This window comes from Microbacterium sp. P5_B6, assembly GCF_056400345.1.
Window position 1 is genome coordinate 58530 of sequence record NZ_JBFULL010000003.1, and the last position, 13308, is coordinate 71837.

Annotated in this window: 14 protein-coding genes; 6 read left to right on the forward strand and 8 right to left on the reverse strand. The window is 69.7% G+C overall.

The genetic code is table 11. From position 1 onward, the window contains the following. The first annotated feature begins 24 nt into the window (after nt 1–24). Entirely contained in the window at nt 25–1326 is a 1302-nt protein-coding gene (locus AC1DP3_RS05220) for a DUF4032 domain-containing protein (RefSeq protein WP_477291997.1), read from the forward strand. A gap of 161 nt (nt 1327–1487) precedes the next feature. Here AC1DP3_RS05220 and AC1DP3_RS05225 read toward each other — a convergent pair whose 3' ends face one another. The 3 genes from AC1DP3_RS05225 to cysS all read right to left on the reverse strand — a co-directional run bounded on the left by AC1DP3_RS05225 (nt 1488) and on the right by cysS (nt 4628). Beyond that, a complete protein-coding gene (locus AC1DP3_RS05225; protein WP_477291999.1) occupies nt 1488–2129 on the reverse strand; it encodes an NAD(P)-dependent oxidoreductase in 642 nt (213 codons plus the stop codon). A 67-nt stretch (nt 2130–2196) separates the two neighbouring features. Continuing rightward, entirely contained in the window at nt 2197–3204 is a 1008-nt protein-coding gene (gene rlmB / locus AC1DP3_RS05230) for a 23S rRNA (guanosine(2251)-2'-O)-methyltransferase RlmB (RefSeq protein ID WP_477292001.1), read from the reverse strand. After that, nucleotides 3204–4628 carry a cysteine--tRNA ligase gene (gene cysS, locus AC1DP3_RS05235; RefSeq protein ID WP_477292003.1) on the reverse strand — a complete coding sequence of 475 codons (1425 nt, stop codon included), beginning with the start codon at nt 4626–4628 and terminating at the stop codon, nt 3204–3206. Before cysS ends, rlmB begins: the two co-directional genes overlap by 1 nt. 116 nt (nt 4629–4744) lie before the next feature. Between cysS and AC1DP3_RS05240 the strand changes: the two genes are divergently transcribed. Both AC1DP3_RS05240 and AC1DP3_RS05245 read left to right on the forward strand, forming a co-directional pair. Next, nucleotides 4745–5707: a DMT family transporter gene (locus tag AC1DP3_RS05240; RefSeq protein WP_477292005.1), complete on the forward strand. Its 963-nt coding sequence runs from the start codon at nt 4745–4747 to the stop codon at nt 5705–5707. A gap of 10 nt (nt 5708–5717) precedes the next feature. Then, nucleotides 5718–6269: a GNAT family N-acetyltransferase gene (locus AC1DP3_RS05245; protein WP_477292342.1), complete on the forward strand. Its 552-nt coding sequence runs from the start codon at nt 5718–5720 to the stop codon at nt 6267–6269. A 9-nt stretch (nt 6270–6278) separates the two neighbouring features. On the opposite strand, the gene ispD is transcribed toward AC1DP3_RS05245, so the two are convergent. Continuing rightward, entirely contained in the window at nt 6279–7478 is a 1200-nt protein-coding gene (gene ispD / locus AC1DP3_RS05250; RefSeq protein ID WP_477292007.1) for a 2-C-methyl-D-erythritol 4-phosphate cytidylyltransferase, read from the reverse strand. A gap of 132 nt (nt 7479–7610) precedes the next feature. After that, complete coding sequence (locus AC1DP3_RS05255; protein ID WP_477292009.1) at nt 7611–8093, reverse strand: CarD family transcriptional regulator; 483 nt, start codon at nt 8091–8093, stop codon at nt 7611–7613. A 149-nt stretch (nt 8094–8242) separates the two neighbouring features. Here AC1DP3_RS05255 and AC1DP3_RS05260 point away from each other — a divergent pair, with 149 nt between their 5' ends. Further along, nucleotides 8243–8752, forward strand: coding sequence for a DNA modification methylase (locus AC1DP3_RS05260; RefSeq protein WP_477292011.1), 510 nt, complete (start codon nt 8243–8245; stop codon nt 8750–8752). A 71-nt stretch (nt 8753–8823) separates the two neighbouring features. Here AC1DP3_RS05260 and AC1DP3_RS05265 read toward each other — a convergent pair whose 3' ends face one another. Then, nucleotides 8824–9507 (reverse strand): response regulator, encoded by a 684-nt coding sequence (locus AC1DP3_RS05265; RefSeq protein WP_477292013.1) that lies wholly within the window; start codon nt 9505–9507, stop codon nt 8824–8826. After that, entirely contained in the window at nt 9504–10733 is a 1230-nt protein-coding gene (locus tag AC1DP3_RS05270; protein ID WP_477292015.1) for a sensor histidine kinase, read from the reverse strand. The genes AC1DP3_RS05265 and AC1DP3_RS05270 overlap by 4 nt, the downstream gene beginning before the upstream one ends. 162 nt (nt 10734–10895) lie before the next feature. On the opposite strand from AC1DP3_RS05270, the gene phoU reads away from it, so the two are divergent. Further along, nucleotides 10896–11603 carry a phosphate signaling complex protein PhoU gene (gene phoU / locus AC1DP3_RS05275; RefSeq protein ID WP_477292017.1) on the forward strand — a complete coding sequence of 236 codons (708 nt, stop codon included), beginning with the start codon at nt 10896–10898 and terminating at the stop codon, nt 11601–11603. A gap of 72 nt (nt 11604–11675) precedes the next feature. Here the strand turns inward: phoU and AC1DP3_RS05280 are convergent, their stop codons facing one another. Continuing rightward, complete coding sequence (locus AC1DP3_RS05280; RefSeq protein WP_477292019.1) at nt 11676–12428, reverse strand: phosphoglyceromutase; 753 nt, start codon at nt 12426–12428, stop codon at nt 11676–11678. Nucleotides 12429–12480: 52 nt separating this feature from the next. Between AC1DP3_RS05280 and AC1DP3_RS05285 the strand changes: the two genes are divergently transcribed. Next, nucleotides 12481–13308, forward strand: a complete 828-nt coding sequence (locus tag AC1DP3_RS05285; RefSeq protein ID WP_477292021.1) for a class I SAM-dependent methyltransferase — start codon at nt 12481–12483, stop codon at nt 13306–13308.

The window sequence follows — 13308 nt, forward strand, 5'->3', positions numbered from 1 at the left end:
GTTGCGCTGTTCCCAGGGAGTGACGTGCCTGACGCATTGAGCATCACCGCCAGCTCGGTGGACCCCGGCCTGCTGACCCTCCCCTGGTCGACGCCGCTCGCCGAGTGGTCCAGCAACCACATCGTCTTCCTCCCCAAGGGCCTCTCCCGACACCTCGTGCGGTTCGCCAACCTCTCGGGCCGCGTCGTCGCCATCAAAGAGACGACGGAGGAGATGGCTCGCCGCGAGTACGACATGCTCGGCAACCTGCATCGACTGGACGCCCCCTGCGTCGAGCGGGTGGCGGTCATCGCCGGACGCAAGGATGCCGCCGGCGAGCCGCTTCCGGCTGCTCTGGTGACGGCGCACCTGAAGTTCTCCCTGCCCTATCGCGCCCTCTTCACGCAGGTGCTGCGGCCCGACACCGCCAATCGCCTCGTCGATGCGCTCGCCGTGCTGCTCGTGCGACTGCACAACGTGGGCTTCTTCTGGGGCGACGTCTCGCTGTCGAACACCCTGTTCCGGCGTGACGCCGGCGCCTTCGCCGCCTACCTCGTCGACGCCGAGACGGGCGAGCTCCACGAGGGCGGACTGACCCCCGGCCAGCGCGCCCACGACCTCGACATCGCCCGCACCAACATCGCCGGCGAGGTCATGGACCTCGAGGCGGGCGGGCGCCTCGAGGGCGGCGTCGATGCCGTCGCGATCGCCGACGGCATCATGTCGGCGTACCACTCGCTGTGGGGCGCCCTCACCGACCGCGAGTCGTTCTCGGCCGCCGAAGCCTGGCGCCTCACCGAGCGCGTCCAGCGCCTCAACGAGCTCGGCTTCGACATCGGCGAGATGTCGATCGTCGCGACCCCGGACGGCACCCAGGTCTCCATCCAGCCGAAGGTCGTCGACGCCGGCCACCACCAGCGCCGCCTCCTGCGACTCACTGGGCTCGATGTCGAAGAGAACCAGGCGCGCCGGCTCCTCAACGATCTTGACGAGTTCCGCGCCCGCGTCTCACGCCTCGACGACGAGGAGATGGCCGCCCATGAATGGCTCACCCGCGTCTTCGAGCCGGTCGTCAGGGCGGTGCCGTTCGACCTTCGCTCCAAGCTCGAACCCGCCGAGGTCTACCACCAGCTGCTCGAGCACCGCTGGTACGCCTCACAGGCGCGCGGACGCTCCATCCCGCTCGCGGAGGCCCTGACGAGCTACATGGATGAGGTGCTCAGCCACCGCCGCGACGAGGCGACGCTCATGGGGCCGCCCACCGAGAGCATGTCGCTTCCGCTCGACACCGATGCCCTCCCCCTCATCGAGGACGACGAAGGCGTCGACTGGCGGGATCTGGTCTGAGCCGGTCCTCGGCGCAGCCGATCCCCTCGATTCGACGAGCGGATGCCGCGCCGGGCGCGGCATCCGTCCTCGTCGGATCTCGATACGCGCGCAGGCTCGCTACTCGATCTTGATTCCGAGGCGCGTCACCGCGGGCTGCGCTCGCATTGACCCGCCTCTCATCAATACCCGACGGTGAACCGCTCGCGCCGGTGCCGCGGGTTCTCGATCTCGTCGATGACCGCGACAGCCAGGTCGGGCCCCGAGATGTACGACTGGCCCGCGTCGTCGGTGACGATGACATCGCCGCCGTCGCGGTACTCCCCCGTACGCTCGCCCGGGTTCCAGACCCCGAAGCCACCGGCGGGGTGGATGTAGAAGTAGTCGCGCGATGCGGGGGTCGCCTCGAGGTCTTCGAGGATGCCGATCGCCTCGAACGCCTCGGGCTTGTACTCCTCGGTGAACGAGGGCAGGTCTACGACGCGCGGACCTCCGGGCGCAGAGAGGCTTCCGCCCGCCCCGCCGATCACGCCGACGCGGACGGTCTCGGGAAGCTCCGCGACCAGCTCGGCCACCGCCGGGCGCACGAGGCCCTCCATGTCACCGCGCGCCGGCACCGTCGAGATGACGACGTCCACGCCCTGAAGCTCGGCGACGAGGCTCGGCGCATCGAGCAGAGTGCCCTCGACGTAGGTCACGCCCGGCACCCGCTCCCCGGGGATCGAGCGCGCAACCGATACGACCGTGTGGCCGCGCTCCACCGCCTCGGCGACGATGTGGCGTCCGGCGTAGCCGGTTCCTCCGATGACGGCGATACGAGCCATGGTGTTCCTTTCGACGGGGTCTTCGAGAGGGAAGCGTCGGGCGCGGGGATTCATTCCCGCGTATGGATCAGCCTCCGGCCGCGGCTCGGATGGTCGAGACCTGGTACAGGGCGACGGATGCCGCGATTCCCGCGTTCAGCGACTCGGTGGCCCCCGAGATCGGAATCGACACGACCTGGTCGCAGGTCTCGGTCACAAGCCTGGAGAGGCCCTTGCCTTCGGAGCCGACGACGATGAGCACCGGACGGTCGGCGAGCTGCAGGGCGGGGAGCTCGACATCCCCTCCCCCGTCCAGTCCGAGGACGAACACGCCCTGCTTCTTGAACTCCTTGAGGGTGGACGTGAGGTTCGGCGCGATTGCGACGGGGATGCGCGCGGCAGCACCCGCGCTCGTCTTCCACGCTGCGGAGTTGACGCTTGCGGAACGCCGCTGGGGGATGATGATCCCCTGCCCGCCGAATGCGGCCGTGGACCGGATGATGGCGCCCAGGTTGCGCGGGTCCGTCACCCCGTCGAGGGCGACGAGCAGCGGCGTCTGACCGGCATCCACGATCTGCTCGAGCAGGTCCTGCGGGTGCGCGTACTCGTAGGGCGGCACCTTGAGCGCGACTCCCTGGTGCACGCCGTCGAAGCCCGCCATGCGATCGAGCTCGGGGCGCGTGACCTCGAGGACCGGAATCTCGCGGTGGGTCGCGATCGACAGCATCTCCTTGACGCGGTCGTCCATCTCGACCCGCTGGGCGATGTAGAACGCCGTCGCGGGGATCTTCGCGCGGAGCGCCTCGAGCACCGAGTTGCGGCCGGTGACCGTCTCGGTGTCGTCGGTCTGCTTGGAGCGCCCGCCGCGGTTGGGGTTGGAACCCTGGCCGGGCTTGGCGTTCGCGCCGCCCTTGCCGCCGGCGGCGGCGTAGCGCTCCTGGGCCGCCTTCCGCTTGCCGGCCGGGTGCCAGGCGCGGTCCTCCGCCTTCGGGGTGGGTCCGCGCCCCTCGAGCGATCGCTTGTTCTTGCCGCCCGAGCCCTTCGTGGGACCCTTGCCGCCCTTGCTGGCGCCGGGACGCCCTGGCTTGCCTGCCATCAGTTCTCCTTGCTTGGGGCGCGCTCGATGCTCCAACGCGTGCCGGTCGCGCTGTCCTCCAGCGCGATGCCGGCAGCGGCGACGGCGTCGCGGATGCGATCGGCTGCTGCCCAGTCCTTGGCAGCGCGCGCGTGTGCGCGCTGGGTGATCATGGTCTGTACGAGTGCGTCGAGGGCGGCCACCTCGGGCCCCGCTGCATCGCGCGCCCAGCGCGGATCCTCCGGGTCGATCCCGAGGATCCCCGTCATCACGGCGACCTCGCCGAAGGCGCGCAGCACGCTGTCGTGCTCCCCCGCGTCGAGGGCGGCGTTGCCGTCGCGGACCGTCTCGTGGATCACCGCGAGAGCCTGCGGCACTCCGAGATCATCGTCCAGGGCGGCGGCGAAGCGGTCAGGAACGGACGCCTCGATCCGCACATCGCCGTTGCCGCTCGCGAGAGTGCGTGCGGCGCGACTGAGGAACGTCCGGATGCGATCGAGCGCCGACTCCGCCTCATCGAACGACGACGCGGAGATGTCGAGGCTCGACCGATAGTGGGCGGCGGCGAGCGCATAGCGGACGACGAGCGGGTCGCGCTCGCGGAGGACGTCCTCGGCGAGGATGAAGTTGAACAGAGACTTGGACATCTTCTGACCGCCCACGGTCACGAGACCGTTGTGCACCCAGTAGCGCGCAAACGGATCCCCGGCTGCCGTGGACTGCGCCAGTTCATTCTCGTGGTGGGGAAAGCGCAGGTCGAGCCCGCCGCCATGGATGTCGAACTCCTGGCCGAGATAGCGGCGCGCCATCGCGGAGCACTCGATGTGCCACCCGGGCCGTCCGGCGCCCCAGGGCGAGTCCCAGGACGCTGACGACGGCTCTTCCGGTTTCGAGCCCTTCCACAGCGCAAAGTCACGCGGGTCGCGTTTGCCGCGCGGATCGGCGTCCTCGGCCGGCTCCATCGCGTCGAGCGACTGCCGGGTGAGCGAGCCGTACGCGGGCCAGGACCGCACGTCGAAATAGACGTCCCCCGCCGCGGGGTATGCATGCCCCGCCTCGATCAGGCGGGAGATGATCTCCTGCATCTGGGTGATCGACGCGGTGGCGCGCGGCTCGTACGTCGGCGACAGGATGCCGATCGCCGCATACGCCCGGCTGAACTCGAGCTCGGTGCGATACGCGAGAGCCCACCAGGGTTCGGTCGGTGTGGCGTTGGCGAGCACCTTGTCGTCGATGTCGGTGACGTTGCGCACGAAGGTGACGCGCCCATAGCGGTGGGCCAGCCAGCGACGAAGGATGTCGAAGCTCAGCGCACCCCGGAGGTGCCCGATGTGCGGACCCGACTGCACCGTCGGTCCGCAGACGTAGATCGTGACGTTCTGGGGGTCCAGGGGCACGAAGTCGCGCAGCTGCTGCGCCTTGGTGTCATAGAGCCGGACCGTCACTGCACCAGCCTACCGGGGCACCCCTGTGCGGACCCTGTTGCGTCGCGGGCCTCGCGGCGCCCGCGTCGGCGCAGCCCGGTCCGGCGACTCGGCGGACATGAAGTAAGAAAGAGGACATGCTCCACGTCCTCGCGGTCCTCGCCGCCGCCGTCCTGTTCGGGACGACGGGCACGTCCCAGGCGCTCGGCCCCGACGACGCGACACCCCTCGCCATCGGCGCCGTGCGCCTCGCCATCGGCGGCACGGGCCTGGCGCTCATCGCCTTCGCCCTGGCCCATCGCCACCGAGTGAGGGCGGCGCGCCGGGCGGATGCGGGGACGCACTCGCGTCCGTCTCTCCGGGGCGGGAAGGGTGCCGTCCGACCGCTCGCACTGATGGTGCTGACGGGCGTCTGCCTCGCCACCTACCAGCCGCTGTTCTTCCTCGGAACCGAGCGCAACGGCGTCGCAGTCGGCACCGTCATCGCCCTCGGCTCGGCACCCGTGATGGCGGGTCTGCTCGAGTGGCTCATCACCCGCAGATCCCCGAGCGCCACATGGGTCGTCGCGACCGCGCTCGCGACGGTCGGAGTGATCCTCCTCGGAGCGGGCGGCAACGCGACCGGGTCCGGCGGCACCGACCCCGTCGGGCTGATGGGATCGCTGGGTGCTGCTGCGTCGTTCGCCATCATCGCCAATGCGCAGCGGCGCCTCCTCGATGATGGCTGGGATCCGTTCACCGTCGTCGGCTCCATGGGGGCGAGCTCCGCGGTGATCGCCTTCGTCGTCCTGCCGTTCGTCGACCTCTCGTGGCTCGCGACGACCGCCGGTCTCACGATGGGGCTGTGGCTCGGCATCGGCACCATCTCGATCGCGTACGTCCTGTTCACGTGGGGTCTCAGCGCGCTCACGGCCGCGACGGCCGCCACGCTGACCCTGGGCGAGCCGCTCACCGCGAGCCTGCTCGGCATCCTCGTCCTCGGCGAGCAGCTGAGCGTGCTCGCGATCGCGGGTCTCGCCGTCCTCGCGGCCGGCCTGGCACTCCTCGCCTGGGGTTCCCGCTCGCCCCGTGACCCTCTCCCCTTCGCGCTGGAAGGATGACCGCGTGTCCATGACGATCGAGATCCGCATCGACGACCTCACCCGGCCCGAGACGCAGGCGCTCGTGGCCGCTCACCTGTCGGGGATGCACGAGTTCTCGCCCGCGGAGAGCGTCCACGCACTGGACGTGGAGAAGCTGCGCGACCCCTCAATCACGTTCTGGTCGGCGTGGGTGGGCGCGCGCCAGCAAGCCGGGGGTGTGGGGCGGAGCCCCACTGAGGGCGCGCGTCAGCAAGCCGGGGCTCTGGGGCGGAGCCCCATTGAGAACTGGACGATCGCCGGAATCGGAGCTCTGAAGGCACTGGACGCCGAGCGTGGAGAGCTGAAGTCGATGCGCGTCGCCGACGGCTTCCGTGGCACGGGCGTCGGTAGGGCTCTGCTGCGGCACATCATGGGCGAAGCGCGTGCCCGAGGCATGACGAGTCTCTGGCTCGAAACGGGCACGTCGGCGGATTTTGCCCCCGCGCAGCGGCTCTACGAGAGCGAGGGATTCACCGTCTGCGGGCCCTTCGAGGGATACGCCCACGACCCGTTCTCGATGTTCATGACCCGGACGCTGTAGCGCGACGCCTCACGCGGGCAGGACGAGAGCCACGGCGAAAGCGGCGACGCCCTCGCCCGCTCCGGTGAATCCGAGACCGTCCGTCGTGGTGGCGGAGACCGAGACGGATGCCCCGCCCAGCGCCGCCGACAGCGCCGCTTCGGCCTCCGCCCGCCGCGCTGCGAACCGGGGCCGGTTCGCCTGCACCTGCACGGTCACGTTGCCGATGCGCCAGCCGGCCTCGCCGAGCAGACCCAGCGTGCGCGCGAGGAACGCGTCGGCATGGGCCGCGGCGTACTCGGGACGGTCCGTGCCGAAGTGGGTGCCGATGTCGCCGAGACCCGCGGCCGAGAGCAGCGCATCCACGATCGCGTGGGCGACCGCGTCACCGTCTGAATGCCCCGAGAGAGCAGGCTCACCCGGCCATTCGAGTCCGGCGAGCCACAGAGAGCCCTCACCGCCGAAAGCGTGCACGTCCGTGCCGATCCCGACTCGAGGAGCCTGAGGATCACGGGAGAAGCCGGCGGATGCCGGGACGATGGGTGAGACGAGCCCCCGTGCGCGGTCGAGGTCGAGGGGCGTCGTGATCTTGAAGGCCCGGTCGTGCCCGACGACCGCCGCGACGTCGTGGCCCGCTGCTGCCACCAGGGCGGCGTCATCCGTGAACTCCTCCGAGGCGCCGCCGTACGCCGAGTCGAGGACTGCCCTGCGGAACCCCTGGGGCGTCTGAGCGGCGGCGAGCTCGGAGCGATCCACCGCGGCGACGATCATCTCGCCGTCCAGCCGTTTAATAGTGTCGATCACCGGCAGCACGGGAATGGCCGCGTCCGCGCCCGCATCGATCGCCGCGATGACGCGCGCGAAGACTTCGGGCGGCGTGAGGGCGCGAGCGGCGTCGTGCACCAGCACGATGTCGACATCCGCCCAGACGGCGTGCAGACCCGCCCGCACGGACTCCTGGCGGGTCGACCCGCCCGTCGCGATCGAGACCAGGTCTCGACGATCGCCGGCCGCTTCGATCGCCTCGGTCAGCGCGTCACCTTCGCGACCCGCCGGCGCAACCACGACGACCTGAGCCTCGGGGGCGGCGAAGACACCTCGCAGCGCATGGCGAAGGATCGAATGCTCGTCGATCCCGACGAATGCCTTGGGTGCTCCGCCGCCGAGTCGGGTTCCCGACCCTGCGGCGACGACGATGACAGCGATCCGGGGCACGGGCGTGATGCTCACGCGATCACGCTACCGGCCCTCAGCCGCGTGGGATGCCGTCACAGGGTGCCGGCACGCACGCTTCGCGGGCTGCTCGAAGATGACGCGCGACGCGTCAACGCCTTTTCGGCATCAACCCGTCGCGCGTCGATGTCAGGAGGCGAGGACCTCGTCGAGGACGACGCCGGCCTTCTCTTCGTCGGTCTTCTCAGCCAGCGCAAGCTCGGAGATCAGGATCTGGCGTGCCTTCGCAAGCATGCGCTTCTCACCGGCCGACAGGCCGCGGTCCTGGTCGCGGCGCCACAGATCGCGGACGACCTCGCTGACCTTGATGACATCGCCCGAAGCGAGCTTCTCGAGGTTCGCCTTGTAGCGACGCGACCAGTTGGTCGGCTCCTCGGTGAACGGCGCACGGAGAACGTCGAAGACGCGCTCGAGTCCCTCTTTGCCGATCACGTCGCGCACGCCGACCAGGTCGACATTGTCAGCCGGAACCTCGATGGTCAGATCGCCTTGAGTGACTCGGAGCTTGAGGTAGACCTTTTCTTCGCCCTTGATGACTCGGGTCTTCACTTCTGCGATTGTCGCCGCTCCGTGATGCGGATAGACAACGGTTTCGCCAACCTCAAAAAGCATGCAGTTATGTCCTTTCGGCAACCTCCAGGATACCACAGGCGAACATACGCTAAGGTTCGCCGCCCACGATCGGGGACCGGCGCACTCGGGTGCGCGGGGGACGAACCCCTAGAATACAAAGGATGCCGTCATCCGTCCCAGGAGGATCCGTGTTCTCGATTAACCGCGCCAACGGCGGGGCCCCCACTGCGCGCACGTCGCGCGTCATGGCGTCGGTCGCCCTCGGCGCCGTCCTGCTGCTCGGCACGACCGGTTGCGCCATGCTGTCGACTCAGGCCACCACGCTCCCGTACTCCCCCGCCGACGGTGTGAACATCCCCGACTCGGGTCCGCTGCTCATCCGCAACGCGCTGCTGGTCACGGACGAGAAGGGCGAGGACGCCAACTTCCTGGCCGCGATCATCAACCCGACCGACGAATCCCAGACGCTGAAGCTCGAGTTCGGCGAGGAGGACCCGATCTCCCAGACCGTGCGCGTCCCCGCGAACACGACGGTGAGTCTCGGCGTCACCGATGACGCACTGCTCATCGAAGGCCTCGACGCGCAGGCGGGCTCCGATGTGCTCGTGTACTTCCAGTCAGGCGACTCGGAGGGCGTCGACGCCGCCGTACCGGTCCTCGACGGCGGACTCGACTATCTCTCGGAGTTCGTGCCCTGAGCCGAGGCCCCGCGCTCCACGAAAAGAACCCTCGACGTCGGACGTCGAGGGTTCTTCCGTTCGGTGAGAGCTCAGCCTTCGAAGCGGTAGCCCAGCCCACGCACCGTGACGAGCATCTCGGGCTCGCCCGGACTCTCCTCGATCCGTGAGCGGATGCGCTTGATATGCACGTCGAGGGTCTTGGTGTCTCCGAAGTAGTCCGTCCCCCACACCCGGTCGATGAGCTGACCGCGCGTCAGGACGCGCCCCGCGTTGCGCATGAGCACTTCAAGCAGCTCGAATTCCTTCAGCGGCATACTGATCTCCGCGCCGCCGACCGCCACGGTGTGACGGTCGATGTCGAGCGTGACGCGCCCTCCCGTGAGGATCCGGTCATCGAGGTCTGCGTCGGCCGACGACTGCCGGCGGAGGACGGCGCGCATGCGCGCCAGCAGCTCGCGGGATGAGTAGGGCTTTGTGACGTAATCGTCCGCGCCCAGCTCGAGCCCCACGACGATGTCGACTTCGGAGTCCTTGGCCGTCAGCATGATGATCGGCACGTGGGAGGTCGTCCGGATCTGGCGGCACACCTCGGTGCCCGGCATCCCGGGCAGCATGAGGTCGAGCAGGATGATGTCGGTGCCTCGCTCGCGGAACGCGGTGAGCGCGCTCGGGCCGTCCTCCGCGATCTCGACCTCGTGCCCTTCGCGTCGCAGGAGGTAGGCGAGAGGGTCGGCGAGGTCGGGTTCATCCTCGACGATCAGGACGCGGGTCATGCGGTGTCTCCGTTCACAGGGGTGGGCGCGGTGGGAGCGGCGCGGCGCGGCGCGGACTTCCCACGACTCTTCTTACGTCGGCTGCGAGGCGGCTCGGCGACGGGCGCGTCGACGAGCGGTAGCCGGATGGTGAAGGTCGAGCCGCGCCCGGGACGCGACCACAGCGTCACCTCGCCGCCATGGCGCTGGACGGCGTGCTTGACGATCGAGAGCCCGAGACCCGTTCCGCCGGTCCGGCGCGAGCGCGCCTGGTCGGCACGGTAGAAGCGCTCGAACACGCGCTCCTGCTCGCCTTCGGGGATGCCGATCCCCCGGTCTGCGACGGCGATCTCGACGATGCGATCCGTCGCCTTGACCCCCACTCCGACGCTGGAGCCGCTGGGAGAGTAGACGATGGCATTGGAGATGAGGTTTCCGAGCGCCTCGCTCAGGATCTGCGCGTCGCCCCGCACGTAGAGACCTCGTGCGCCGCCGCGTGTGACCGTGACGCTCGCCGAATCCGCCTGGATGGCGTGGGCTTCCAGCGCTGAGGCGACGATCTCGTCGACCGCCACCTCGCGGTCGACCGTCAGCTCGTCGGCGGCCTGGAGCCTCGAGAGGTTCATGATGCGCGAGGTGAGACCGGCGAGCCTCGCCGCTTCTGCGGACAGCCGGGCCGTGAAGATCCGGACCTGCGCAGGGTCGTCAGCGGCCGACTCGATCGCCTCGGCGAGCAGGCTCACCGCCCCGACGGGAGTCTTCAGCTCGTGGCTGGTGTTGGCGACGAAGTCGCGGCGCATCTGCTCGACGCGCTCCTTCTCGGTGATGTCCCGAAGGACGAGGAAGGAGAAGCGGGGAGAGATGCGCGTGGCGCGCACCACGACCAGTCGCGGCTCGGCCGGCGGCGCACCGCGGCGAAGCCGCAGGGTCGCGGTGGCGGCCGACTCGCCGCTGCGGGCGCGCCTGGCGACGGCTTTGAGCTCGTCCCCCGGCAGCACGCTCCCTTCGACCAGCCCGAAAGGAGCCGCCTGAGCGGAGGCCGCGAGGATCGTGAAGGACGCGTCGACGACGGCTGCCGCATCGTCCATCCCGTGGAGCACGTGCGCGACGCCCACGGGCACGACCTCGGAGGACTCGGCGTTCAGCCGGTCGCGAGCACGCAGCGACGCCATGATGACGATGGAGACGAGGCTCCCGATCGCCGCGCCCAGGAGCAGGGCGAGCAGCGCGAGCTGCGTCGTATCCATGTCCTCCAATGTAGGGGGGCGACGGCGATGCCGATCGGCCGAGTGAGGCCGCCCGACACATGCGAGGGCTACTATTCACTCTCGCGGCACCGTTCGTTAACCTTCCCTGACGACAATCGCCGAGGTTGCCGAGACCCGTGCCGCCGAGAGGAAGAGTGTCGAATGCGCGAAGTTTTCCATCAGTCGCTGGAGGACGTCCAGGATCGGCTCGTCGAGATCTCCGAGCTCGTGACGACCGCGATCGAGAAGGCGACCCGCGCGTTCGGCACGAGTGACGTCTCCCTGGCCGAAGAGGTCATCGAGTCCGACGCCGTCATCGACGAGAAGGCCATCGCGCTGGACGAGCTCGCGATCGAGATCCTCGCCCGCCAGCAGCCCGTCGCCCGCGATCTCCGGATCGTCGTGAGCGCCCTGCGCATCAGCGCGTCGCTCGAGCGCATGGGCGACATCGCGGAGCACATCGCCCAGCTCACGCGCATGCGCTTCCCCGAGCGCGCCATCCCCCGGGGCCTCAAGAGCACCTTCACCGAGATGGGCCGGCTTGACGTCGAGGTCGCCCGCAAGCTGACCGAGCTGCTGCGCACGCAGGACCTCGCGATCGCCGAAGAGCTGCGCAACGAGGACGACAAGATCGACGACCTCCACGTGTCGGTGTTCGAGAAGGTGCTCTCCGACAGCTGGCAGGGTGAGACAGCTGCGACGATCGACGCCACGCTCGCGAGCCGCTATCACGAGCGGTTCGCCGACCATGCGGTCTCGATCTCGAAGAAGGTCACCTACCTCGCAACCGGCGACTGGACCACCGACAGCGACGACTCGTTCGTCCGGCCGACCGCAGCGGCGACGGCCCTGCCGGCCTCGCCGGCGTAGCGCGACGCTTCGCAGACCAGAAGAGCGGATGCCCCGGGGGGAGCATCCGCTCTTCTCACGTGTGGCGCGGGGCTACTTCTTGGCCCCCTGGTTCGCGACGGCGGCGGCACCTGCGGCGGCGGCCTCCGGGTCGAGGTACTCGCCCGGGGYGAGCGGCTTGAGGTCCTCGTCGAGGCGGTAGACCAGCGGAATGCCGGTGGGGATGTTGAGCTCGGAGATGTCGGCGTCGCTGATGTCGTCGAGGTGCTTGACGAGCCCCCGCAGCGAGTTGCCGTGCGCCGTCACGAGGACCGTCTTTCCGGCACGCAGGTCGGGGACGATGTCGCTCTCCCAGTAGGGCAGGAACCGATCGATGACGAGCTTGAGCGACTCGGTGCGCGGGATCTCGCCGTCGATGCCCTGGTAGCGGGGGTCGCTCACCTGGCTCCACTCGGAGTCGTCCGCGAGGAGGGGCGGCGGCACGTCGAACGACCGGCGCCAGAGCATGAACTGCTCCTGGCCGAACTCCTCGAGGGTCTGAGCCTTGTCCTTGCCCTGCAGCGCGCCGTAGTGACGCTCGTTGAGCCGCCAGGTGCGCTTGACGGGGATCCACGCGCGATCGGCGGAGTCCAGCGCGATGTTCGCGGTCTGGATGGCCCGGGTGAGCACCGAGGTGTGCAGGACGTCCGGCAGCAGCCCCGCCTCGGCGAGCAGCTCGCCGCCGCGGTGCGCTTCGGCTTTGCCCTGATCGGAGAGGCGGACGTCGACCCACCCGGTGAAGAGGTTGAGCTTGTTCCATTCGCTCTGGCCGTGACGGAGGAGGATCAGCGTATAAGGCGCGGTCATGTCGCCATGATAGCGACGGGGGGTGCCGCGCGCGGCCTGGCATCATTGGCTCATGGCCACCGGCAGATCCCCTGTCGGCCAGGTGACCCGGGGAACCACCGGCACCAACCGGCTGCGGCGGGTCGACCGGTGGATCGCCCGGCATCCCGCGCTGCGTGGAGCGGCCGACCCCCTGGTGATCGACCTCGGCTACGGCGCGAGCGCCGTCACGACGCTCGAGCTCCATGCGCGCCTTGCGCGCACGCGGCCGGATGTCCAGGTGCTCGGTCTCGAGATCGAGCCGGCGCGCGTCGCCGGCGCGCGCGAGCAGCTGGCGCTGGTGAGGCGCGGTGCCACGGCCTTCGCCCCTGATGCGCATGTCGATTTCGCGCTCGGCGGGTTCGAGGTTCCCGTCCCCGGCGGGCGCCGGCCCGCCGTCATCCGCGCGATGAATGTCCTCCGGCAGTACCAGGAGTCCGAGGTGCCCGCGGCCTGGGACCGCATGGCCAGCCGGCTGTCACCGGACGGGATGCTGGTGGAGGGCACGTGCGATGAGCTCGGCCGCATCACGACGTGGATCGCCGTCGGTCCCGATGGCCGGCCGCGGTCGCTGTCGATCTCGCTGCGGCTGGCCGGCCTCGAGCATCCGTCGATCGCAGCTGAGCGGCTGCCGAAGGCCCTCATCCACCGCAATGTCGCCGGCGAGCGCGTGCACGCGTTCCTCACCGCCCTCGACGCCGAATGGGACCGAGCGGCCGCCGTCGCGCCCTTCGGCCCTGTGCACCGCTGGGAGACGGCGCTGGCGGCGATGTCCGCGGCAGGATGGCCGCTCGTCGGAAGGGGCCGCTGGCGCCTCGGCGAACTCACCCTGCCGTGGAGCGCCGTCGAACCCCTGGCCTGA

Coding starts and splice junctions, on each gene's coding strand:
- AC1DP3_RS05225 (WP_477291999.1), bottom strand. CDS start 2,129: ATGGCTCGTATCGCCGTCATCGGAGGAACCGGCTACGCCGGACGCCAC.
- rlmB (WP_477292001.1), bottom strand. CDS start 3,204: ATGGCAGGCAAGCCAGGGCGTCCCGGCGCCAGCAAGGGCGGCAAGGGT.
- AC1DP3_RS05240 (WP_477292005.1), top strand. CDS start 4,745: ATGCTCCACGTCCTCGCGGTCCTCGCCGCCGCCGTCCTGTTCGGGACG.
- AC1DP3_RS05245 (WP_477292342.1), top strand. CDS start 5,718: ATGACGATCGAGATCCGCATCGACGACCTCACCCGGCCCGAGACGCAG.
- AC1DP3_RS05255 (WP_477292009.1), bottom strand. CDS start 8,093: ATGCTTTTTGAGGTTGGCGAAACCGTTGTCTATCCGCATCACGGAGCG.
- AC1DP3_RS05265 (WP_477292013.1), bottom strand. CDS start 9,507: ATGACCCGCGTCCTGATCGTCGAGGATGAACCCGACCTCGCCGACCCT.
- AC1DP3_RS05270 (WP_477292015.1), bottom strand. CDS start 10,733: ATGGATACGACGCAGCTCGCGCTGCTCGCCCTGCTCCTGGGCGCGGCG.
- phoU (WP_477292017.1), top strand. CDS start 10,896: ATGCGCGAAGTTTTCCATCAGTCGCTGGAGGACGTCCAGGATCGGCTC.
- AC1DP3_RS05285 (WP_477292021.1), top strand. CDS start 12,481: ATGGCCACCGGCAGATCCCCTGTCGGCCAGGTGACCCGGGGAACCACC.